This is a genomic window from Angustibacter sp. McL0619, assembly GCF_049994355.1.
Classification (GTDB): Bacteria; Actinomycetota; Actinomycetes; order Actinomycetales; family Angustibacteraceae; genus Angustibacter.
The window spans coordinates 3,714,791-3,736,451 of sequence record NZ_CP188257.1 but is presented as its reverse complement, the minus strand read 5'-3'; the positions used below and the strand labels follow the sequence as shown (position 1 = coordinate 3,736,451).

Annotated in this window: 20 protein-coding genes; 7 read left to right on the top strand and 13 right to left on the bottom strand. The window is 69.3% G+C overall.

The genetic code is table 11. The annotated features are described in order from the left end of the window. Positions 1-28 precede the first annotated feature (28 nt). Positions 29-1,567, top strand: a complete 1,539-nt coding sequence (locus tag ACPPVT_RS17285; RefSeq protein WP_426562407.1) for an MFS transporter — start codon at positions 29-31, stop codon at positions 1,565-1,567. Positions 1,568-1,769: 202 nt separating this feature from the next. Here ACPPVT_RS17285 and ACPPVT_RS17280 read toward each other — a convergent pair whose 3' ends face one another. The 3 genes from ACPPVT_RS17280 to ACPPVT_RS17270 form a co-directional block, all read right to left on the bottom strand. Next, on the bottom strand, positions 1,770-2,507 hold the full coding sequence (locus ACPPVT_RS17280; protein ID WP_426562405.1) for a DUF4386 domain-containing protein: 738 nt from the start codon (positions 2,505-2,507) through the stop codon (positions 1,770-1,772). Next, positions 2,504-3,178 (bottom strand): hypothetical protein, encoded by a 675-nt coding sequence (locus ACPPVT_RS17275; protein WP_426562403.1) that lies wholly within the window; start codon positions 3,176-3,178, stop codon positions 2,504-2,506. Before ACPPVT_RS17275 ends, ACPPVT_RS17280 begins: the two co-directional genes overlap by 4 nt. Before the next feature lie 372 nt (positions 3,179-3,550). Next, a complete protein-coding gene (locus ACPPVT_RS17270; protein ID WP_426567191.1) occupies positions 3,551-4,159 on the bottom strand; it encodes a TetR/AcrR family transcriptional regulator in 609 nt (202 codons plus the stop codon). A gap of 265 nt (positions 4,160-4,424) precedes the next feature. On the opposite strand from ACPPVT_RS17270, the gene ACPPVT_RS17265 reads away from it, so the two are divergent. After that, a complete protein-coding gene (locus ACPPVT_RS17265) occupies positions 4,425-5,039 on the top strand; it encodes a DUF4386 domain-containing protein (protein WP_426562401.1) in 615 nt (204 codons plus the stop codon). A 257-nt stretch (positions 5,040-5,296) separates the two neighbouring features. Here the strand turns inward: ACPPVT_RS17265 and ACPPVT_RS17260 are convergent, their stop codons facing one another. After that, positions 5,297-6,001 (bottom strand): hypothetical protein, encoded by a 705-nt coding sequence (locus ACPPVT_RS17260; protein ID WP_426562399.1) that lies wholly within the window; start codon positions 5,999-6,001, stop codon positions 5,297-5,299. A 408-nt stretch (positions 6,002-6,409) separates the two neighbouring features. Between ACPPVT_RS17260 and ACPPVT_RS17255 the strand changes: the two genes are divergently transcribed. Next, positions 6,410-7,606, top strand: coding sequence for an IS110 family transposase (locus ACPPVT_RS17255; protein WP_426567190.1), 1,197 nt, complete (start codon positions 6,410-6,412; stop codon positions 7,604-7,606). A 26-nt stretch (positions 7,607-7,632) separates the two neighbouring features. On the opposite strand, the gene ACPPVT_RS17250 is transcribed toward ACPPVT_RS17255, so the two are convergent. The 4 genes from ACPPVT_RS17250 to ACPPVT_RS17235 all read right to left on the bottom strand — a co-directional run bounded on the left by ACPPVT_RS17250 (position 7,633) and on the right by ACPPVT_RS17235 (position 11,104). Beyond that, the gene (locus tag ACPPVT_RS17250; RefSeq protein WP_426562397.1) at positions 7,633-8,520 is read right to left on the bottom strand and encodes a transposase; all 888 of its coding nucleotides are present in this window, start codon (positions 8,518-8,520) and stop codon (positions 7,633-7,635) included. Between the two features lie 588 nt (positions 8,521-9,108). Continuing rightward, complete coding sequence (locus ACPPVT_RS17245) at positions 9,109-9,711, bottom strand: MOSC domain-containing protein (RefSeq protein WP_426562395.1); 603 nt, start codon at positions 9,709-9,711, stop codon at positions 9,109-9,111. A gap of 575 nt (positions 9,712-10,286) precedes the next feature. Further along, positions 10,287-10,508 (bottom strand): helix-turn-helix domain-containing protein, encoded by a 222-nt coding sequence (locus tag ACPPVT_RS17240; protein WP_426562393.1) that lies wholly within the window; start codon positions 10,506-10,508, stop codon positions 10,287-10,289. After that, positions 10,508-11,104 carry a hypothetical protein gene (locus ACPPVT_RS17235; RefSeq protein WP_426562391.1) on the bottom strand — a complete coding sequence of 199 codons (597 nt, stop codon included), beginning with the start codon at positions 11,102-11,104 and terminating at the stop codon, positions 10,508-10,510. The genes ACPPVT_RS17240 and ACPPVT_RS17235 overlap by 1 nt, the downstream gene beginning before the upstream one ends. A 130-nt stretch (positions 11,105-11,234) precedes the next feature. Here ACPPVT_RS17235 and ACPPVT_RS17230 point away from each other — a divergent pair, with 130 nt between their 5' ends. The 4 genes from ACPPVT_RS17230 to ACPPVT_RS17215 all read left to right on the top strand — a co-directional run bounded on the left by ACPPVT_RS17230 (position 11,235) and on the right by ACPPVT_RS17215 (position 15,456). Continuing rightward, on the top strand, positions 11,235-11,687 hold the full coding sequence (locus tag ACPPVT_RS17230; RefSeq protein WP_426562389.1) for an N-acetyltransferase family protein: 453 nt from the start codon (positions 11,235-11,237) through the stop codon (positions 11,685-11,687). Positions 11,688-11,721: 34 nt separating this feature from the next. After that, positions 11,722-12,630, top strand: a complete 909-nt coding sequence (locus ACPPVT_RS17225) for a phosphotransferase (RefSeq protein ID WP_426562387.1) — start codon at positions 11,722-11,724, stop codon at positions 12,628-12,630. Between the two features lie 227 nt (positions 12,631-12,857). Further along, the gene (locus ACPPVT_RS17220) at positions 12,858-14,372 is read left to right on the top strand and encodes an LCP family protein (protein ID WP_426562385.1); all 1,515 of its coding nucleotides are present in this window, start codon (positions 12,858-12,860) and stop codon (positions 14,370-14,372) included. Positions 14,373-14,400: 28 nt separating this feature from the next. After that, positions 14,401-15,456, top strand: a complete 1,056-nt coding sequence (locus ACPPVT_RS17215) for a glycosyltransferase family 2 protein (RefSeq protein WP_426567189.1) — start codon at positions 14,401-14,403, stop codon at positions 15,454-15,456. 18 nt (positions 15,457-15,474) lie between these two features. Here the strand turns inward: ACPPVT_RS17215 and ACPPVT_RS17210 are convergent, their stop codons facing one another. Genes ACPPVT_RS17210 through ACPPVT_RS17190 form a run of 5 tightly spaced genes read right to left on the bottom strand, consistent with a single transcriptional unit; the run spans position 15,475 to position 21,574 of the window. Further along, on the bottom strand, positions 15,475-16,608 hold the full coding sequence (locus ACPPVT_RS17210) for a glycosyltransferase (protein ID WP_426562383.1): 1,134 nt from the start codon (positions 16,606-16,608) through the stop codon (positions 15,475-15,477). Beyond that, positions 16,605-17,501 (bottom strand): ABC transporter ATP-binding protein, encoded by an 897-nt coding sequence (locus tag ACPPVT_RS17205; protein WP_426567188.1) that lies wholly within the window; start codon positions 17,499-17,501, stop codon positions 16,605-16,607. Before ACPPVT_RS17205 ends, ACPPVT_RS17210 begins: the two co-directional genes overlap by 4 nt. Positions 17,502-17,505: 4 nt before the next feature. Further along, positions 17,506-18,390, bottom strand: a complete 885-nt coding sequence (locus tag ACPPVT_RS17200; protein WP_426562381.1) for an ABC transporter permease — start codon at positions 18,388-18,390, stop codon at positions 17,506-17,508. Next, positions 18,387-19,646 carry a nucleotide sugar dehydrogenase gene (locus tag ACPPVT_RS17195; RefSeq protein ID WP_426562379.1) on the bottom strand — a complete coding sequence of 420 codons (1,260 nt, stop codon included), beginning with the start codon at positions 19,644-19,646 and terminating at the stop codon, positions 18,387-18,389. Before ACPPVT_RS17195 ends, ACPPVT_RS17200 begins: the two co-directional genes overlap by 4 nt. Further along, complete coding sequence (locus ACPPVT_RS17190) at positions 19,643-21,574, bottom strand: glycosyltransferase family 4 protein (RefSeq protein ID WP_426562377.1); 1,932 nt, start codon at positions 21,572-21,574, stop codon at positions 19,643-19,645. The genes ACPPVT_RS17195 and ACPPVT_RS17190 overlap by 4 nt, the downstream gene beginning before the upstream one ends. Between the last annotated feature and the right edge of the window lie 87 nt (positions 21,575-21,661).

The following is a 21,661-nucleotide window of genomic DNA, read 5'->3' as shown; positions in this document are numbered from 1 at the left end:
GCCAGCAAGGCCCGGAACGGAGACCATCATGACCACCACGCAGCCCATGCCGCAGCCGAACTCCGACCTGTCCGCACACGCAGTACAGGAGCATGGCAACCGCCCAGGTCCCCTTACCCACGACGAGCCAGACGAGCAACGGCGGACCTGGACTGTGGCGGCAATCGCCTTGGTCGCGCAGGTCCTCGTCGTCCTGGACATCTCAGTGGTCAACACCGCTCTGCCATCCATCGGAGCCGACCTCCACCTCACAGGGGCGGAGCTGCAGTGGCTCGTCACGGCGTACCTGATGATGTCCGGCGGTGGACTCCTGCTCGGTGGCCGCATCGCCGACCTGCTCTCTCGCAAGGTCGTCTTCCTGGTTGGGCTGGCCGTCTTCACGGTCGCTTCCATCCTGAGCGGCCTAGCGGACACCGCTACCCAGCTCACCCTGAGCCGGGCCGGCCAGGGCCTCGCGGCCGCCCTACTCACTCCAGCCGCCCTGTCCATCATCTCGACCGCGTACAGCGGGCGGCAACGTCGCACCGGTCTGGCCCTGTGGGGTGCAGTCGGCAGCCTCGGCGTTGCCGCTGGCGTCCTGCTCGGCGGCGCCCTGACCACCTGGCTCGGATGGCAGGCCATCTTCTTCATCAACGCGCCCATCGGAGCCGCCGCCTTCATCGCCGGCATCAGCGCAATCCCCGCGAACGCGCCGGTCAAGGAACTGGCGTCCACGACACAGCGGGCCTATGTCTCTACGCTGCGCCGCTTCGACATCCCGGGCGCGGTCACCGTCATCGGTGGGCTCGTCGCGCTCATCTACGGCCTCGGTGCCTCCGGACCTGATGGCTGGGGTTCAGCCAAGGTGCTCGTGGCGCTGGCAGTCAGCGCGGTGCTGTTCACCGCATTCATCCGGATCGAGAACCGAGCGGCTGCCCCGCTGTTCCCCCCGCACACGTGGAAGGTCCGCACCCTAGTAACCGGCACCGCCGTGATGCTCGCCGTGACCGGCATCCTGGTCGGCACCGTCTTCCTCACCTCCATCTACCTGCAGACCGTTCTCGGCTTCTCCGCGCTGCAGGCCGGCCTGGCGTTCCTGCCGTTCGCACTTGCCATCACCGGTGGCACCCTGGTCGCTCGGCATGCACTGGCCCACGGCAGCCCTCGTGCGGTCAGCATGGTCGGACTCGTTGTGACCGGCGCCGGCGCCGTCCTGCTCTCACGTGCTGACGCGTCCTCCGCATATGGGACCGGCATACTGCCCGCACTGCTCGTCATCGGGGTTGGTGTCGGAGCGGTCTTTGTACCCGTGTCGGTCACGGCGATGGCCGGCATCCCGCCACAGCACGCCGGCATGGCCTCCGGGTTCCTGATGACCGGCCACGAGGTCGGGGCAGCTCTCGGTGTTGCCGTCCTGTCGGCCATCGCCACGTCCGCGGGCACCCTGACCACTGCGGGCGGCGCAGCAAACGGCTTCACCCGCGGCCTGCTCGCTGCCGCCACCATCGCCGGCGTCGCGGCCCTCCTCGCGTTCTGGCGGATGCCCGCCACACGCGTCACTGGCCCCGTCGGGCACATGCACCACTGAAGCCTGCCGTCCCCTCGCCGCGCGGGTTCCTCCGAGCCCGGTGACGGCGAGGGGAGCGGCCCGCGTCGCCCGGGCTGAAACCATTTGCCGAGGGCATGAGCGGCTGAATCACCGCGACCCCTGCGTCGTCGCGCCGCCTAGGAGCTGGCTTGTCCGGACGACGTTGCTGAAGTCTTTGACCCCGGACCCGTTGTTGGCGGCCTCAACTGCGGACGAGGTCTTCGTTGGAGTCGAGCCTGAGAGCGGCTCTTGTGTCGAATCCCTTGACGATGAGCCAGATGCCAAGTGAGAACTCGAAGGCGGCGACCAGAAGTGCGGACAGTCCAGCCACAGCACCGTGCTGGTCGATTCCGCCGAACAGAATGGCGACGTAACCGACCACGAGTAGTGGCGCCCCGACCATCCCAACCATCGCCAGACCACGTGGAACCAGTCGGGATCGGTACAGCATGTAGCCCAGCAGCAGGTCGCACACCGCGGGCATGAAGCTCTGGCCGAGCAGGAAGATCCGGTCATACAGCGTGACGAGCACGTGGCTGCTCACTAGCGCGCCCGCGCCGGAACCGTCCTGTCGCAAGGTCACGACGGACAGCAGGAAGGCGACCCCGACGAAGATGGTGGCCGACTCCAGGATGCGGGCCGCGACCAGGCCGAGGGCGAGCGTCTCGTTCTGCTTCTTCAGCACCGGGAAGAGCACGACCGCGGTGCCGATGCCGGCCAGCGCGATGGTGACCTCCAGGAGGCCGCCTACCACCGCGGCCGTATCCGGCCCGGACCGCAGGACGTAGTTCGCGCCCTTGACCGGCCCGTACAGGGCGAGCGTGGGAATCGAGACGAACGTGAGCACGTACAGAATGCCGGCCGCCCGCGACACCCGTCGGTAGGACGGGTCGCCGGTCGAGGTGTCGGGGGGCGCGCGACGCACGCCGGCCGTGGTCATACGGCGGCCGCTTCGACGGCCTGCGAGCTCGGGGTCTGGCCGGACGCCGTCCGCTCGGTCATCAGCGCGTACCCCATCCAGGCCAGCGCCAAGCCGGTTGGTATCGCGATCTTCGGCATCGCCGCCAGCGAAAGCTGGCTGGCCAGCGGGGCCAGCAGCGTGCCCACCGCGAGCAGCACACCAGCCCAGCGCGGCAGAATGCGGGCTCGGAACGTCGCAATACCGAACAGCAGCCCGCCAAGAATGTAGAGCGGCGCGGTTGACGTCCACACCGATGGCAGAACACCCATGTTAATGGTGCTGGTGCCGCCGTTGAACATCTTCATCCAGCCGTCGATGAATTCCGGCGACGCGGTCACCAGATGCGGCAGGACGAAGGCTTCAACGAAGCTGAAGCCCATGATGAGCACCATCCACAGGCTCAGCATGAGAAAGCCGACCAGGCCAAGCCAGCCGGTCTTCAGCGCCTGGCGGGCGTAGATGCCGGCCAGGCCAAGCACTCCGAAGAAGGACATTGCACACGCGACCACGTGCACGACCGCCCACCGGGTCGTGCTGACGGACACCACGGCGTTCGCCGGATGGAACACTCCCACGAATACGTAGCACAATCCTGCAATCAGGGCCGATAGCCCGGCCAGGCGCAGCAGGTTAGCGTTCGTCATCTTCATTTTGGGTTCCCCTTTTGCGGCATATGCCCTCAAGGTGCGGGGGAACCGCCTCGAAAGTGCGGCGTGTTGGCCGCTACTACCGCAGTGTGTTCCTCTATTTGGTAAATGGATAGCCTCGAGATGTTCGGGGCGTCGGTCAAGCGCAGTCCGTCCGTGCACGTGGCCCTACGTGTCGGCGATCCTCGATCGCATCTCAGCACACGGGACGCGCAGGACCGTGGCTCATCGGACGGCCGCGCCCCCCGGATCCGCCATCCAGCCACGATGCAGCTTCGGCCGCCAGGCGGGGGCTGTGCGTGGGGGGCCCCGGCCGGGCCGGCTGCCGCCGACCTCGCAAGCGGGTCGAGGACGAACCGGGCGGGGCAAGTCCACCTACCGCTCGTCAAGCAACGTAGCGACACCGTCAAGTACGACCTTCAGCCCGGAGTCGAACTCCTTGCCATAGTCATAGCCCGGCTGAAGGACGTGCTCGACCGTCATCTCGAAGAGGTATGGGAACTTGGAGGCGGGAAACATCTCCATGATGGCCGCAGTCATGGCTGCCAGCTCCGACTCGCCTCGGAAGGGCAGGTTGACCTCCTGTAGCACGAAGCCGTGCACGTAACTGTCGAGCGCCGAGATCGCATGGGCGGCTTGGAGGACCGAGAACCCACCCTCGCGGAAGCACCGGATCCCCGTCTCCAGGAGTCCCAGCGTGGCCGGCCCTGGGCTCGTCCTCGACGCCATCAGGCTCACGGCCCAGGGGTGGCGGCGTAGGCCCGCGCGGGTGTTGTGGGCCCGTTCGCTGATCGCCGCCCGCCAGTCCGTGGACGGCTTGGGGCGCTCGATCTCGGCGGCGACGACCTCAACCAGCCCGTCCAGAATCTGATCCTTGCCGTTGACGTGGTGGTACAACGAGGCCGCCTCGACGCCCAGCTCGCGGGCGAGCCGGCGCATCGTGACCGCCTCCAGGCCATCGTCGTCGGCAATGACCAGCGCCACCTGCAAAGTCCGTTCCAGGTTCAACGGCACTCTGTTGGCGACCTCGGTCGGCCTACGGCCCATGGGCCCCGCCTCTCCTGGTGGTCCTTCGGGTAGCTGCCGCCGCCCAGGGCTCGACAATCTAACACCGTTAGGGTAGTGTCCGAACCAATCTAACATCGTTAGATTCGAGTTGTGACCCGCTCCTGACCCAATCGGAAGGCACGCCATGACCACCACGATCACCACGACAGCCACGACGTCTAGCACGAGGCATCCGCTGTCCATGAGGGGACGTGCGCGGGCGGTCGGGATCCTCTTCGTCGTCCAGATGGTCACCGCCATGTTCGGCACGTCGTTGATCCAGGCGTTCGTCGACGGCAACCCCGATCAGGCGCCGATGACGGTCGGCGTCGCACTGATGGCGTGTTCCGGCTTGGCTGTCGTCGGCATCGGCCTGCTGATGCTCCCGGTGCTGAAGCAGGTCAACCCAACCCTTGCCGTCTGGTACCCGACCCTCAGGGTCGTCGAGTGCCTCGTCTCGGCAGCCTGCGGCGTCTACCTCCTGGCCGCGTCCGAGGTCGTCCCGAACCACCTCCTGTGGGTGTACGTCCCGACCGGCATCGGCGGCATCGTCCTCTGCTACCTACTCCTCGTTGGGCGGCTGGTCCCACGACCAATCGCCCTACTCGGGCTCGTGGGCTACGCCTCACTCACCATCGGAGTACCACTCGACCTCCTCGGCGTCCTCGACATGAGCGCGGGAGCCGGAATGCTCCTTGTTGTCCCCGGCGGGCTCTTCGAGCTGGTGTTCCTTCCGATCTGGCTGATCGCAAAGGGATTCCGGCCGCTGCGCTCCACCCGCGCTGTCAGCTCTCCGGCCCTGGCCACGGCCCACTGACCCTTCGCGAACAGCCGCCTGCACCCTCGCAACTGTCACGCAGTGAGCAGTGGAGCACGATCTCACCCGAAGCCGCAGGGACTCCACCTGCAGCGCTTCGGGTCCGACGCCCTTCGCTGCACGGCGGGTGTTGTGTCTCTTGGCCCTGTCGGTCAGTCATGTGAGGTACCGGATCTGCCGATGAGCGGTCGTGTCACTTCGGTCGCCCAGATTGAAGCAATCGTTGTATCGGGGCTGCCGCGTGGCGGGAACGGTTGCTAGGCAGCGCCGACCTTCATGGGCATCAGAACCAGCCGTACCCCGGTCACCAGCAGCCACACGAGCCAGGCGGCGTAGCCCAGCAGCCCCACGAACACGATCGGCGAGCCGTCAGCGATCGCGAGGTTGGCCACCCCGGCGGCGATCAGCAGGCCTCCGCCGGCCACGCCGAGCACACGCTGCCACGGCGCCGCCAGCCGACTCGCATGCGCCGCCAGCGCAGCGCCGATGAAGGTGGTGCCGAGCGCCGACATTGCCAGAGCGAATGCTCCTGCATGCAGCTGCCAGACGAGCTTGAACAGCGGGCTCGGCTCGGCGAGCTCGCCGGCGGACAATACGACTCCGTTCCACAGAACGGCGTAGAGCGCGAAGACCGCCGCGAGAGTCGCGCCCGCGGCCACCGCGAGGCGCGACCAGTCGGCGCCCGCACCCCCGCGACGCCCGACCAGCCCGTGGAAACCGGTCACGAACACGAGCAGCAGCGGCAGGTTCAGCGCCTCTGAGCCGACCGCGATCGCGACCGCGCCCCGGTTCTCCGCGTGGAAGGCGAGCACCTTCTCGATCGGGTCGCCGAAGCCGGGCGCTCCGGCCCAGACCAGCACCGCATTCTGGATGACCAACGACGCTACCAACGCGATCGCCGCCGCGCCCACGACCCGCTCCCCGAACGCCGGGGTCGGCGCCGTCAGCGAAACCTTGTTCACGGCCACAGTATGCGCTTGTGTAGCCGCAATCATCATCGGGGATCACCCCGATCTACGCCCTGGCCCACCCTGGCGCTGCTGTGGCGCTACTAAACGCTGACTCGGGAAACGCACTCATCTGGCTCCCGTTACCTTCTTCGGACCCTCAGATTGAGGGTGCAGGCCAGCGTTCCTCGGCATGACTTCTGGCTCCTGTCGTTGATGATCACAGAGGTGTTGTCACCGGGGATCGCAGGACGTGTGTGACCGCTGATAGGGACTTGGGCCCACTTGTGGATGCCTTCTCGTAACGTGGCTGCCGGCGCTTCGTCCAGGGCTGGTCTGCCCGCTCGGAGGAAGGAAGCCAGTTGTCCAGATCCAGCCTGTCCCACCCGCCGGCCGCGGCCGGATTCGAAGTGTTCTGCGGGGATCGACGTCGCCCGCGAGACTCACCACGCCGTCGCCCTCGATCCTGGTGGGCGGCGGTTGATCGACCGCCCACTGCCGAACGCCGAACCTGAGCTGATCGCGCTCTTCGCCGAGCTCGAGGTGCACGGACGGGTCTTGGTGGTGGTCGACCAGCTTGCCTCGATCGGCGCGCTGGCGGTCGCCGTCGCCCGCTCACGAGGTGTGGCCGTGGCCTACCTGCCTGGTCTGTCGATGAGACGAATCGCCGACCTTTACCCGGGAGAAGCCAAGACCGACGCACGCGACGCCCACATCATCGCCGACGCAGCACGCACCCTGCCGCACGCGCTGCGCCGGGTGGGGTTCGAGGAGCAGACCACCGTCGAGCTTGCCGTGCTGGCCGGCTATGACGCCGACCTGGCCACCGAGGCCACCCGCGTGACCAACCGCCTGCATGACGCACTGCTCCACGTCCACCCGGCGCTGGAACGGCTGCTGGGCAGGCACTTTCGCCGCCCTGGCGTCCTGCGCCTGCTGGCCGCGACGGGCACTCCGGGCGCGATCGCAAACCTCGGCCACGCTCGGATCAAGAAGATCATCGCGGCGGGGTCCCCACGGATCGCGGCCGCCGTGACCAGCGACATCCTGACCGCATTGTCCGAGCAGACGGTCGTGGTCCCCGCCACCGAGCAGTACGGCAAGGTCATCCGCGCCCTGGCAGCACAGCTGATGTCGGTCCTGGAACTACGCCAGGCGCTGGCGGCCGAGCTCGAAGAGCTGCTCGACACCCACCCAATGGCCGAGATCCTGACCTCGATGCCGGGCGTCGGTCCGCGCACGGCCATCGAGCTGTTGCGCACCATCGGTGATGGGTCGAACTTCGCCAGCGCCGCACACATCGCCTCCTACGCCGGTCTGGCGCCGACGACCCGCCAGTCCGGGCGCAGCATCCGCGGAGAACAGCAGGCTCGACGCGGCAACCGCTCACTTCGCAGCGCCCTGTACGTGTCGGCGTTCGCCAGCCTCAGGCACCCAGCCAGCCGCACCTACTACGACCGCAAGAGAGCCGAAGGCAAGACGCACACCGCGGCGCTGACCTGTCTGGCCCGGCGCCGAGTTGACGTTCTCCACGCGATGATCCGAGACCGCCAGTGCTACCAAGCCGACCGGCTCGACCCTTCACGCCCGCCGACCTCCGAGTCACCCTCCGCGGCTTGACGAATCAGATAGGGACACTTCTGTTGTCAACCTGCTGGTCTGAGGGCGTTGCCGGGCGGGGCCTTCCGGGCTGGTGGTGTCGGGCGTAGCGTCTGGTCTGCGGGTCCGGGAAGTGGCTGATCCGAAGTGTCGATGTGCGGGGGTAGGTCGACCGCGCTGGATGTGAGAGCCGCCCCGCAGTGCCCTCCCGGACCCGCGTCAGTGTCAATGTTCTCGACGGCTCGGGCGGCTCGGGCGTCGGCGACCAACTGTCGGTAAATGACGTCGGACAGCCGCCGTTTCAGGCACCGCAGGGCTTCCATTGGGGTCTTGCCGGCGGCGAGCTTGCGCCGGTAGTAGGCCCGGCCGGCGGTGTCGTGGCGGATCTGGACGATCGCGGCGATGTGCAGGACGTGGTTCATCCGCCGGTTCCCGGCCCGGGAGAGCCGGTGACGGATCTGCTCGCCGGAGGACGCGTCCAGGGGTGCGGTGCCGGTCCAGGACGCGAACCGGTTCCGGTCAGCGAACCGGGCGATGTCCCCGACGTCGGACAGGATGCGGGCGGCGCCGGCCGGGCCGATGCCGGACACCTCGAGCAGGGTGGAGCCGCGAGCCACGACCATGGTCTTGAGCTCGGCCGTGACCTTCTTCAGCTTGACGTCGACCGCGACCAGGTCGGCCAGCTGTTCGGCGGCCATCCGGCGCCGGGTCCTGCCGGCCACGTCCCGCGGGCGCACCGAGGCCAGCATTGCCTTGGCCTGCAACGCGGACAGGTCCCGCTTGCGTTGGCCCGGGATCAGCTCGGACAGCAGCCGCTGCAGCCGGTTCACGGTCTGCACCCGCCGGTGGGCCAGTTCGTCGCGGCGGTCGGTGAGCATCCGCAACGCCTCCAGCTCCCCGTCGGGGGCCAGCACGCGCAAGCCGGGGGTGCGCACCGCGACCACCGCGATCGAGTGCGCATCCAACGCGCTTGGCCGGCACGTTCAGCACCTGCTCACCGGCCTCCACCAGCCGGGCCGCCAACGCCCGCCCGGCACCGTTGGCGCCCTCGACCGCCCAGACCCGCCGCGGCCACCCCTTCACGTAGGCACGCATCGCCGCATAGCCAGCCCGGTCGGTGCTGAACCGGCCCGAACCCAACAGCTGCTCGCGGGCGTCGACGACCTCGATGGTGGCCGACAGCTTGTGCGGATCAACCCCGATGATCACTGCATCCATCAGCCTCCTGCCTTCCTCGAACCGATCACTGGTCGGCGAGGTGGGCAGTGCTACTTCGAGCAGGGCAGTCCCCTCTGGAGCCACGCCTCGTCACGGTGAACGGCGGTCCGCAGCCCAGATGAGAGCCACACCCAGACAGGGTGGGCAGCCGCGATTGAGAACATCCCGCCGGACACCTGGACCGAGTCTGGCCAGACACCGATCCTGGGAGAAGTCTCTAAGTAGCCGCGTTACGCGGCATGCCGAGATCCGGACGACCAACCTCGTGCACATCCTCCGGGTTACTCGCCGAGAGGGTTACGGGCCTAGACCGGGGCGAGGGCTTCGTAGGGGCCGACCGGAAGCTCGACGGTGATCTGCATACCCGCGTGGACATCGCCGCCTCGTTCGACGACAGCCATGACACCCGCTTTGCGGATGATTCCGACCCCGTCGATCGACTCTGCTCCGCCGGTCCGGCCGAGAGCGACGTCCGAGGAAGAGGGGTGTCCGTCGACCCGTGCCACGACGACCTTCAGCAACCCGGCGGAGAAGTCGTTGATCTGACGGCACGGGTTTCGAAGGCCCGTGAGGCGCAGGACCGCGTCACCGATCCGCAGTCGCGTCCCGGTCGGCAGGGCGAGCAGGTCGAGTCCGGCGGTGAGGATGTTCTCGCCAAGTCCGCCAGGTCCCACGTCATGGCCGGCGGCGCGCGCCTCGTGAAGGAGCTCCTCGTGGATCAGGTGCACCTGACGCAGGTTGGGTTGATTCGGGTCACGACGCACCCGAGAGCGGTGCTGCACAAGCGTGCCAGCGTGTGCGTCCCCGGCCACGCCCATCCCTGCGACCAGAGTGATCGACGCCTGCGCCACCTTGCTGAACCGGTGAGTCTCGTCCCGCGAGACCGCCGAAACCACCGCATCGAGCACGGCCCGATGCTATCGGATAGCTGTCCCTTCCGATTCCGCCGGCTCTGACGATCGCCAATGAGGCCGCTGCAACGAGTTGGCGCAAGGTGAGCGGCACCCGGACAAACTGCGCGCGGAAACGCGGCAAGCGCCAGCGTCCTGACGCTTTGCCGAACCGGTTCGCTCACCCCGGAAGTATGCCGACTCGCCACCGCTCGTCTCCGGAACGACGCTGGAAAGAGCACGCTCTTGGCCGCGTGAGGGCGGCTACGCTCGCCCGAATGTCTGCCGCCGAGCCCACGTGCTCTGCGCACCTGCGCAACTGATCCGTCCCAGCTACCACTCCACGACATCCCTGACCAAGGGTCTGCCCACGAGCCCATCCTGCCTGCCGGGCTACGACTTGGCGCACCATCCGGACTGCCGATCAGGTGAGCGAGGGAGCCGGCCGCAAGCACCCTGGTTCAGGAGTATCCCGCTGATCGTGCTCGAACTCGTAGGCGCACTCACCGCACATGCCGTTCCTGTCGTTTCCAGATCCGACGTGCTCGGATCAGAGATGAGCGCGCATCTGCCCGGCGAGTGGGTGACCTCGGTCAGCTCTGCAGGCTGAGGAGGTCGCCGGGAGTGCAGCCGAGGGCGTCGCAGATCGCCGTGAGGGTGCTGAAGCGGACCGCCTTGGCGTGGCTGTTCTTGAGGATGGACAGGTTCGCGACGGTTACCCCGACGCGGGACGACAACTCGACCAGCGTCATCTCGTTGGCTTCGAGGAGCTCATCGAGGTGGACTGCAATCCGATGCTCAGGGGTCACGGCCATCAGATGACGGTGTCGAGTTCGGCTCGCATGGCCACACCCCGGTCGAGGATCCGACCGAAGGCCGCGAAGATCAGCCCGACAGCAAGCCAGCCCAGGGGGGTGTCCTGAGGCTTGTAGGTGAACGACGAGGTCAACATCATCGCGGACAGCACCCCCTGCGCGACCTGGCTCAGGATCCACGTGCCTAGGCCAACCCAGGCGGTGAGCTTGCCGAGAGTTGCCAGCGCCCGCGCAGTCTGCGTGGTGAACGGGTCAGTGTCTTGTGCGACGCGGACGAGCTTGGCCATGCGACGGCCGATCTCGGCGATGAGGACGAGGCCGGGCACCTCGGTCAGCACCTGGAGAAGCTGCTGGATCAGCGACGGGTCGTGGATCTGGAACGGCGCCCAGCCGGCGGGATCAACGACTACCCCGGCTGTGACTCCACCGAGCCGGTCCAGCCCGGTCAGCGCAGCAGCGGGTAGCTCTTGGCTGACGGTCGACCCGGGAATCAGGGCGATGACCAGCAGCGCCACTGCGAGGCATAGCGCGGTGATGTAGACGAACGTGGCGGCGGCGTGCAGCCAGCGCAACCAGGTGTTGAGACTCGCGGACATCGTCGCTCCAGGCGTATCGAAAAACGAGATGGATATTGAGAAACGATATGGCTCAGAGTCGTGTTCGTCAACTGCCTAGTGGCGCCTCTACGATTTCGGTGTGGTAGCTCCAGGCATCGAGGTCGGCGAGGTGACCGCGCCAACGGGACAGCTGGTTCGCCTGTTTGACGAGTATCGAGAGCACTACGGCGCGCGGCCCGATCCAGCCGGCTCTCGGACGTGGCTGCTGAAGTACTTGAGCTCTGGCGCCCTGGTGGCGTTTGTTGCGAACCGGGACGACGAGGCTGCCGGTCTCGCCCTGGTAGCGCCGATCCCAGCATCACAGCGTCTTGGCCACTTCTGGCAGTTGCGGGACCTGTTCGTCGCACCTCGACATCGTCGGGTCGGGGTGGGCAAGGCATTGCTCAAGAGCGTGTGCGGAGCTGCTCAGGAGAACGGCGCGGCACGTCTGTCGCTGGTGACGGAGTCAGACAACGGGGCCGCCCTGGAGTTGTACGCCAACGCGGGCTTCGAGCCAGTGAGCGGCTACACCTCGATGTCGTGGTCGCCCCGCGCTGAGTCCGACGGGTTTGCGGACCGGTAGCAGACTCTCCATCGACCTGACGAGGACGTGCCCCATGCCGGATGACGAAGCGATCACAGAGGCGGTGCGCAGGGTTTCGGCGCTCGCGGGTCGCGAGGTCGAGGTGTCGATCCTGGCTGGTGGCTACACGAACGGCGTCTTCCTGGTCCGGGCAGATGATGAGCGATACGTCTTTCGGGTGCCGGGTCAGTCGTCGGAGGTGCTGGAGATCAACCGGGCCGACGAGCGGTACAACGCCGAGATGGCGGCTAGATCGGGTATCGCACCCGACGTCGTGGACTATGTCGAGGGCCTCGACGTCATGGTTCTGAAGTTCGTTGACGGGCATGTGCCCACGTCCGAGGATCTCCAGACATCGGATCAGGTCAAACGGATCGCCGCGGCAGTGCGCACTCTGCACGGCGGACCCCGGTTCACCAACGATGCGGCCGTGTTCGCCAGGGCTCAGCGGTGGCTGGCAGCGTGCCGCTCACTCTCGATCCGAGTTCCCGGGGACGTTGAAGGTCGAATGGGCGAGCTCGAGGCCATCGCCGGGGCCCTTGCTCTCAATCCGCTGCCGACCGTGCCGAGTCACAACGACCTCGCGCCGTATAACTTGCTCGACGACGGCGATCGGCTGTGGATCATCGACTTCGAGTTCAGCGGGAACAACGACCCGTGCTTCGACCTCGGCGTCCTTGCGTCGGAGGCCGAACTCGATGCGAATCTCCGCCAGGTTCTTTGCGAGAGCTACTTCGGTGAGGCGACTCCATCGCTCCTTGCCCGCATGGAGCTGTGGGCGGTCCTGGCAAATGTTGGCTGGTCGCTCTACTGCGCGATCCAGGCGGTGGTCCTGAGCGACGAAGGCTACTGGGATGGCGCTACTGGGTACTGGACGGCGGTGGTCGACGCCCTGGCCTCCCAGGACATGCCGCACCTGCTCCGTGCCGTTGCCAGCGCCTAAGCACCCGGCCCTTCACACCGGGCGAGCGCAGGCCCGGTCGGCAGATGACACACTCCCGAGATGGTGACGGGCAGCGCGGATCGCCGGCTGGCCGAGTGCTTCCATCAAGGTCGCCCCGGCGGCCCGGCTCGTAGGCGCAACCGGCCCGTTCCCGGACGGTTGCAGCTCGATCCGCGTTGGGCGCGTCGGCGCGGTGAGCGAGCCGCCGTCGCCCATAATGAACGGCGATGAGCACAACCTCGGCGCCTCCGGGCAGGCCCAAGCTGTCGCCGCCGCACGAGCCCGAAGTCCGGTCGCCCGGGCTGGCGCGGTCGGCGCGACGCCTCGCCGACCCGCGCTACCTGGATGAGCGTGGACGCCGCCGACGCGCCGTCACCCTGATCCTGCTGACGCTGGTGCTTCCCGGCAGCGCGCAGATCGCAGCCGGACGACGTCAGCTCGGCCGGCTCGGCCTCCGGGTCTGGTGCGGCTGCCTCGCCCTCTTCGCGCTGACCGGGATCACGGCCTGGCTGGACCGCGGGCTGGTGCTGCGCCTGCTCACCACCTCGTGGGTGCTGCTCGTCCTGGCGGTCGCGCTGGTGGCGCTCGCGATTCTCTGGGCCGTGCTACTGGTGGACGCCTGGCGACTGGGTCGCCCCGCGCTGCAGACGTTGCCGGTCCGCCGGTTCACCGCCGCGCTGACCGCGGCGCTGGTGCTGGTGACCGGTGTCCCGCTGGTGTATGCCGCCCGGCAGGTCGCGGTGGGACGCAGCGTCCTGACCCAGGTCTTCGGCGGCAACGAGGTCTCGGCCGTGCACGACGGTCGGCTGAACGTGCTGCTGATGGGCGGGGACGCCGGGTCCGACCGGATCGGCGTCCGGCCCGACAGCCTCACCCTGGCCAGCATCGACGTGTCGACCGGCCGCACCGTGCTGCTGTCGTTCCCGCGCAACATGCAGAACATCCCGTTCCCGGCCTCCTCGCCGATGCACGCCGCGCTGCCGCACGGCTTCGACTGCGGGGACACCTGCCTGCTCAACGCGGTCTACACGTACGCGACCGAGCACAAGGGCCTGTACCCGCCGGAGGTCAAGGACCCGGGCGCACAGGCCACGATGGACGCGGTGTCAGCCATCTCCGGGCTCAAGGTCAACTACTACGTGCTGATGGACCTGCAGGGCTTCAGTGACCTGGTCGACGCGGTGGGCGGCGTCCGGATCAACGTCCGGCAAGCCCTGCCGATCGGCAACGGCACGACGCTCAAGACCGGGACGCACACCCTGAACGGCTACCACGCCCTCTGGTACGCCCGGTCCCGGCACGCCGACAGCGACTACGCCCGGATGGCGCGCCAGCGCTGCGTGATGACCGCGATGCTCGATCAGCTCGACCCGCAGACCGTACTCACCCGGTTTCGCAGCATCGCTCTGGCGTCCACCGGTCTGGTCCGCACGTCGGTCCCGCAGTCCCAGATCGGCATGCTGGTGGAGCTCGCGTTGAAGGCCAAGTCGCAGAAGATCAGCAGCGTCCAGTTCGTGCCGCCGCTGGTTGTCCCGGCGCATCCCGACTTCGCTGCGATGCGGGCGCTGGCCGCCTCCACCATCGCCGCCTCCGAGCGGGCGTCGACCACGGCACAGCCCACAGCCGGGTCCACGACGACGTCGCGACCGTCCACCGGCTCGGCGAGTCCCGCCTCGCCGAGTGCAACCGCCGCTGCCACGGTGTCCGCGGCGCGCCCGCGTGCAGTCTGCTCCGCGGGCTAGGTCGGTGGGACAACACGCCCCCGGTAGGATGCACGCCGTGAACGAGTCGACGTCCGACGTCCAGGACGGGAAGATCTCCTGGCCGTCGGTCAGTCTCGTGATGACCGTCCGCAACGAGGAACGTCATCTGGCCGAGGCCGTGGAGCGGGCGCTCGACCAGGGGTATCCGCTCCCGCTCGAGCTCGTCCTCGCCGTCGGACCCTCGCACGACCGGACGCGAGAGGTGGCCGACTCACTCGCCGAGCAGGACTCGCGCGTCCGTGTGCTGGACAACCCCACCGGCCGCACGCCGAACGGCCTGAACGCGGCGATCCGGGCCAGCACCGGTGAGGTGGTGGTGCGGGTCGACGGGCACGCCATCCTGCCCGCCGGCTACGTCGAGACCGGTGTCCGGGTGCTGATCGAGTCCGGCGCCGACAACGTCGGTGGCGTCATGGACGCCAGAGGCACCACCGCGTTCGAGACGGCCGTGGCCTGTGCCATGCGCAGCCGGATCGGCGTCGGCCAGGCGAGCTTCCACGTCGGCGGCGAGGCCGGGGCGGCCGACACCGTCTACCTCGGGACGTTCCGTCGCTCCGCACTGATGCGGGTCGGCGGCTACGACGAGCACTTCCAGCGCGCGCAGGACTGGGAGATGAACCACCGCATCCGCGGCACCGGCGGGCTGGTCTGGTTCACCCCAGCGCTGCAGGTCACCTACCGGCCGCGCAGCTCGGTCCGCGCACTCGCCAGCCAGTACTACCAGTACGGCCGCTGGCGCCGGGTGGTCAGCAGGCACCACCGCGGCACGATCAACGTGCGCTACCTGGCCGCCCCGGTCACCGTGGTGGCCTGCGTGGTCGGGCTCGTCGCGGCGCCCTGGCAGCCCTGGGCGCTGGTGCTGCCCGGCGGCTACCTGGCCGGCGTGCTGGTCGGTTCGCTCGCCGTCGGCCGCGGCCTGCCCGCCCGGGCGCTGGCCGCCCTGCCGGTGGCGCTGGCCACGATGCACCTCAGCTGGGGCACCGGCTTCCTGACCAGCCCCCGCCACCTTCGGCCCTCGGAGGGGCCGGGTGCCCTGGGCGCAGTTCCCGAGCGCGCCGGCTGACTCGGTCGCTGCGCCGACTCAGCCCCCGGCCACCCGCTCCATCTCCCGCACGAACGCGGTGGACTGGCTCCGCCAGTCGAACCGCTCACGGGCCGCACGATGTCCGTTGGCGCCGAGCCGGTTGCGGCGCGCCGGATCGTCGCGCAGCGCCAGGACGGCGTCCGCGACCGCGCCTGGGTCGTCGAACGGGACGACGACCCCGCTGTCCGTGCCGCGCACCAGATCCGCCGCGAGAGGCAGCGGCGTGGTCACGACCGGCACGCCGTAGGCCATGTACTCGACGACCTTGGTGGGCATGCTCACCTGGTAGTTCGGCTCGTCGCGCAGCAGGGACAGCCCGGCCAGTGCGCCGTCCAGCATGGCCTTGGCCTGGTCCGAAGGCACGAAGCCGTGCCAGCGCAGCAGGCCGTCGCGTTGGGCCTGTTCGAGCATCGACCCGCTGGTCGCGTCCGCGTGCCCGACCAGGTGCAGCTCGATCCGCTCGCCGTCGTCGGCCAGCCGCTGAGCAGCGGCCACCATCACCTCGACCCCGCGCGCCCGGGTGAGGTGGCCGATGTAGAGCACCCGCGCCGGACCGGACGCCGACCCGGCCGCCGAGACGGTGTCCGGCACGGTCACCGTGTTTGCCACGACCACGTGCGGACGCCGGAACCGTTGCTGGTAAAGGTCTTCGGCCAGGATCAGGTGGGTGTGCCGCTCGGCGAGCCGTTCCGCGGCGGTCACGCTCGAGGCGACGACCCTGCGCAGCGGCCGGGGCAGCCACGGCTTGAGGCTGGTGGCGGCGGCGGTGTCCTCGTGCACGTCCCACACCACCGGCGGCAGCCGCAGCCCGGGCAGCGCGGCGAGCAGCTCGGGGTCGTGCAGCAGCACGAGGTCGTGTTCGCGTCCCCGCCGCGACAGCAGCGACCGCACGGCACGCAGCGCCGCCAGGCGGCGTCGTCCGAGCGCCCGCGGCAGGTCGACGAGCGTCAGGTCCGAACCGAGCCGCACCGCGTCGTCCGCCAGGCCGTAGCCGCGCAGCGGTGCCGCGTACGTGACCTGCCACCCGGCGTCGAGCAGCGCGGCGATCTCACGGAACCGGATGCGGGCGTCCAGCGGGTGGTGCACGACCGTGACCACCAGCACCGAACGGCGCCGCCCCGACGAGCTCACCGGCTGGCCGGAGCCACCGTGGGGTTCTCGCCGGTGGCGCTCGCCGCCCCGACCGGTGAGGACTTGGCCGACTTGCCCTTCGGCTGGCTCGAAGCCGAGTACGCGTCGCAGACGTCGTCGACCGGCCCGTCCATCTTCAGGATGCCCTTGTCGATCCACAATGCGCGGGTGCACATGCTGCGGATCGAGGCGAGCGAGTGGCTGACCAGGAAGATCGTGCCCGCGTTCTCGACGATCTGCGCGACCCGCTCGGCGCTGCGCGCACGGAACTCCGCGTCGCCCGTGGCCAGGGCCTCGTCGATCATCAGCACGTCGGGCACCGCGGCCGTCGAGATGGCGAAGCGCAGCCGGGCCTGCATGCCGGAGGAGTACGCCTTCATCGGCAGGTACACGAAGTCCCCGATGTCGGCGAACTCGACGATGTCGTCGAACCGCTCGCGGATCTGGGCGGGGGACAGGCCCAGCGCGAGACCGCCGATCATGATGTTCTTCTCGCCGGTCAGGTCGCTCATCAGCGCCGCGTTGACGCCCAGCAGGGACGGTTCGCCACTGACGTAGACCGCGCCCCGGGTCGGCGGGATCAGCCCTGCGACGGCCCGCAGCAGAGTGCTCTTGCCGGAGCCATTGCGGCCCACGATGCCGATCGCCTCACCGTGCCGCGCCATGAACGAGACGCCTTGCACGGCCTTGATCTCGACCACCGAGCCCACGTGGCCGGTGGACCGGTTCATCAGCCGCTGCAGCCGGGTCGGCGGCGGCCCGACCCGCTTGCCACCCAGCACCCGGTACGTCACGTGCAGGTTGTCGACGATCAGCGAGGGGTCGCCGAGGTGGGTCGGCTTGCGCACCACCAGATGCGGGGTGTCGGCCTCGAAGTCGACCTCTTCGTCCATGTGCTCAGTCACGGCCGTAGGTCTCCTCGCCGCGCCAGAAGAGCACGAAGCCGCCGACCAGGAACAGCACGGCCCAGCCGAACCCGAAGGCCCACATCACCGGCTCGGGAGTGAACTGGTCGAGCAGGCAGCCCCGCGCCAACGAGAGGTACACGGCCACCGGCTGGTAGGTCATCAGGTGGCCCAGCGGGGTGTCTCCGACGTAGTGGTCGACGCTGAAGAACACGCCGGAGACGTACATCAGCAGCCGCAGCGTGAAGGGCAGCAGGTTCGTCAGGTCGGGGATGCGCACGGTGGCCCGGGCGACCATGAACGCCATGCCCGTGTTGAACAGCCACTGCATCGCGATCACGAAGGGCAGCAGCAGCCACGTCCACTTCGGCTGCTCGCCAGTGATCACGGTGATGCCGACCATGACCAGGATCGCCGGCCCCAGGTGGGCCAGCTCGGCCATCACGTTGGCGGCCGGCAGCACGGCCCGCGGGAAGTGCAGGGACCGCAGCAGGCTGGTGTTGGACAACAGACTTCGCGAACCGCTGATGATGGAGCTCGTGGTGAACCGGAACAGGAACACCCCGATCACCAGGAACGCCGGGAAGTTGTCCACCCCGCGGCTGGTGCCGAGCAGGACGCCGAAGATGAAGTAATAGACCGCCGCGTTCAGCATCGGCGTCAGGACCGACCACAGCTGACCCAGGTAGTTGCCCTCGTGGCGCGCGTACGCGCGCGAGGTCGCCAGGGTGCTGACGAAGTACCGACGGGACCAGAGCTGGCCGATGTACTCGATGAGGCCCGGCCGGATCCCCATCGGGGACAGGCCGTACCGCGCCGCCAGCTCGGCGGCATCCTTCCCCGTCGGGGGAGCCTCGGTGGTCGTGCCGGTACTCACAGTCGGACGGCGTTCCCGTTCGTGGACACACCCCGGGTGTCGAAGAACCGGCGTGACCCGTTGGCGAGCGCGTCGACGTCGTAGCTGGAGTGGTTCTGCAGCAGTACGACGAGATCGGCCTCGGCGACGGCCGCGTCCAGGTCGTCGACGCGTTTGGCGTCCAGGCCGGTGACCTGCCACTCGGTGACGTGCGGGTCGTGGTAGCTCAGCTGGGCGCCCAGCGCCTGCAGCTGTCGGGCGACCGGGACGGCGGGGGACTCGCGCTGGTCGGCGATGTCCGGCTTGTAGGTGACGCCGAGCAGCAGCACGTTGGCACCGTTCATGGCGAGCTGCGCCTCGTTGAGGATGTTCTGCGCGCGGTGCGTGACGTACGCCGGCATCGTCGCGTTGATCTCCTGTGCGAGCTCGACGAAGCGGAAGGGGTAGCCGAGCTTCGCCCGGACGTTGTGGCTCAGGTAGTTCGGGTCGATCGGGATGCAGTGACCGCCGACGCCCGGCCCGGGGTAGAACGCCTGGAAGCCGAACGGCTTGCTCGACGCGCAGCGGATGACGTCCCAGAGGTCGATGTTGAGCTCGTTGCAGAACCGGGCCATCTCGTTGACCAGCGCGATGTTGATGTGCCGGTAGGTGTTCTCGAGCAGCTTGGACGTCTCGGCCTCGCGGGTGCCGCGGGCGCGCACGACGGTGTCCACGAACCGGCCGTAGAGCGCTGCCGCGGCCTCGGTGCACTCGGGGGTGAGCCCGCCGACGACCTTGGGGGTGTTGCGCATGCCGAACTTCGGGTTGCCCGGGTCGATGCGCTCGGGAGAGAACGCCAGGTGGAAGCTCTCGCCGGCCACCAGGCCGGACTCCTCCAGCAGCGGCTTGACGACCTCCTCGGTGGTGCCGGGGTAGGTGGTCGATTCCAGGATGACGAGCATGCCCTCGTGCACGTGCCGGCCGACCGCCTTGGTGGCGGAGGTCACAGCGCGCAGGTCGGGGCCGCTGTCCTCGGACAGCGGGGTGGGCACGCAGATCACCACAGCCGCGGCGTCCGCCAGGACGGCCTCGTCGGTGGTCGCCCGGAACCCCTTGCCGAGCATCTCGGTGACGTCGGCGTCGGCCAGGTCGTCCACGTGCGAGCGCCCCTGGTTCAGACCGTCGACAACGGCATCGCTGAGGTCGAGCCCGACGACGGACACGCCGGAACGGACCGCCTCCTGGGCGAGCGGGAGGCCTACGTAGCCCAGCCCGATGACCACGAGATCGACGTTCACCGATTGGCTCCTTGAGAGTGAGGTTCTGGCGGCGCAGGCGCGTGCTCGGTCGCGTCCTGCGGGGTGGTCGGATGCGCTCGCAGACGCTCGTACAAGGTGTCGTACCACCGAGCGGCCTGATGCCAGGTCCGGTGGTCGAGCACCCAGGTTCGGGCGGTCTGGCCCATCCGCTGGCGGGTCCGGACATCGTACAGCAGCGTTTTCAGCCCCGCCGCCAGCGCGCGGGCGTCGTCCGGGGGCACGAGGACGCCCGTGACGCCGTCCTGGACCGTCTCGCGAAGCGGTGGCAGGTCGCTCGCGACGACGGGCCGGCCGCTGGCCATCGCCTCCAGTGGCTTCAACGGTGGCACCAGCCGGGTGACCGGCGTGCCGCGGCGGGGCACGCAGAACACGTCCAGGGCGAGGTGGGCGCGCTGGGCGACGTCCCGGGGGACCCTGCCGGTGAAGGTCGCGTGTTCGCCGAGGCCGGCGGCCCGGGCGCGCTCGACCAGCGCGTGCCGGGCCGGGCCGTCGCCGACCACCAGCAGGTGCGCCGGGCTCCCCGCAGCGCGCAGCTCAGCGGTCGCGTCGACCAGCAGGTCCAGCCCCTCGTAGTCGTTCAGCGTGCTGATCGACCCGACCACCAGGGCGTCCGCCGGGATGCCGAGCTCGGCCCGGGCCTGCAGACCCGAGCCCGGCTCGGCCAGGTAGCCGTCGTGAACCGCGTTCGGCACGACGTGCACCCGCTCGGCGGGCAGTCCGCGGGCCAGGATGTCGTCGCGCATGCTCTGCGAGAGCGCCACGACGGCGTCCGCCTGCTGCATGCACCAGGTCTCCAGGTCGCGGCTGAGCCGGTACAAGTCGGAGTCGGCGCTGCCGCCGCGGCTGCGCCAGGTCTCCTCCAGGAAGCCTCGGACCTCGTAGACCACGGGCAGCCCGTGGTCCCGCCCCACCGCGAGGGCCACCTGGGCGTTGACGTGCTTACTGTGCGCGTGCAGCACGGTCGGCCGCAGCCGGCGCACCAGCGCGTCGGTGGCCCGGACGTCGGCGAGCAGGCGCGCGTCGTCCAGCCGCGGCAGCGGGCGCGCGGGCAGCAGCCGGTGGTACGGGACGCCGTCCACCTCGACCTCGGCGGCGGCGGCGACGGCCCCGGCCGTGACGGGGAAGCCGAGCCGGGTCGCCACCTGCGCGTCCCGGCCGATCCGGCGCTGCGCGGCTGCGATGTCCTGGGTGCGCACGGTGTACCCCGCCTGCACCTCCGGCAGCGCGTTGGTCACCAGGTGCAGGATCCGCTCGCCGTCGAGTGGCTGCGCTGTGCCTGAGGATGTGGCTGAGGCTGTGGCTGAGGTGGTGGCTGTGGTCGCTGTGGCGGTTGGCGGCAGCGGCTCTGGCTGCAGGGCCGCCAGCTCGGCGCTGACCCGACGGCGTAGGCGGCGTCCGGGACGCCCGGCCCGTTCGGCGGCCTCCTGCGCGAGCCGCAGGTCGCCACGGCGGGCGGCGACCAGCGCCGCCAAGCGGTCGGCCGCCGGGTCGTCCGCGGGCAGCCGGCTCAGCAGCCGCGCGGCCAGCTCCGCGTCGTCCAACGCGCACGCCGCGGCCACTGCGCGACGCAGCCGCGCGGTGCTGGACCGGACGGCGCTGGACCGGACGCCGCCGGACCGGACGCCGCCGGGCCCGACAGCGCCGGCACCAACCGACTCGAGCAGGGTGGCGGCGTCCGCCCGGCGTCCGTCCGCGGCCATTGCCAACGCGGTGGTGACCGGCGGCAGCGCAGCCGACGACGCGACCCGGCGGCGGGCCCCGCCGGGCAGGGCGCGCAGGCCGATGAGCTGTGCGTGCGCGGCGTCCCAACCGATGTGCCGCAGCGCGACGGACGACGCGAGCGGGAGGTTGTGCGCGATCCGAAGCCCCCGTCGGACCTGCTGCTCAGCGCGTCCGGCCAGTGACACGAGGCTCCTCGCGAGGTTCGGGGCGGGCACGGGACGTCTGTCATGATAGCCGCCAGGTTTGTTGCTTCCCCGACCGTTCCAGTCCCG

Bases quoted from the DNA above. Each gene is read 5' to 3' on its own strand.
- ACPPVT_RS17285 (WP_426562407.1), top strand. From the start codon at position 29: ATGACCACCACGCAGCCCATGCCGCAGCCGAACTCCGACCTGTCCGCA.
- ACPPVT_RS17280 (WP_426562405.1), bottom strand. From the start codon at position 2,507: ATGACCACGGCCGGCGTGCGTCGCGCGCCCCCCGACACCTCGACCGGC.
- ACPPVT_RS17275 (WP_426562403.1), bottom strand. From the start codon at position 3,178: ATGAAGATGACGAACGCTAACCTGCTGCGCCTGGCCGGGCTATCGGCC.
- ACPPVT_RS17265 (WP_426562401.1), top strand. From the start codon at position 4,425: ATGAGGGGACGTGCGCGGGCGGTCGGGATCCTCTTCGTCGTCCAGATG.
- ACPPVT_RS17240 (WP_426562393.1), bottom strand. From the start codon at position 10,508: ATGGCCGTGACCCCTGAGCATCGGATTGCAGTCCACCTCGATGAGCTC.
- ACPPVT_RS17235 (WP_426562391.1), bottom strand. From the start codon at position 11,104: ATGTCCGCGAGTCTCAACACCTGGTTGCGCTGGCTGCACGCCGCCGCC.
- ACPPVT_RS17225 (WP_426562387.1), top strand. From the start codon at position 11,722: ATGCCGGATGACGAAGCGATCACAGAGGCGGTGCGCAGGGTTTCGGCG.
- ACPPVT_RS17220 (WP_426562385.1), top strand. From the start codon at position 12,858: ATGAGCACAACCTCGGCGCCTCCGGGCAGGCCCAAGCTGTCGCCGCCG.
- ACPPVT_RS17215 (WP_426567189.1), top strand. From the start codon at position 14,401: ATGCACGCCGTGAACGAGTCGACGTCCGACGTCCAGGACGGGAAGATC.
- ACPPVT_RS17205 (WP_426567188.1), bottom strand. From the start codon at position 17,501: ATGGACGAAGAGGTCGACTTCGAGGCCGACACCCCGCATCTGGTGGTG.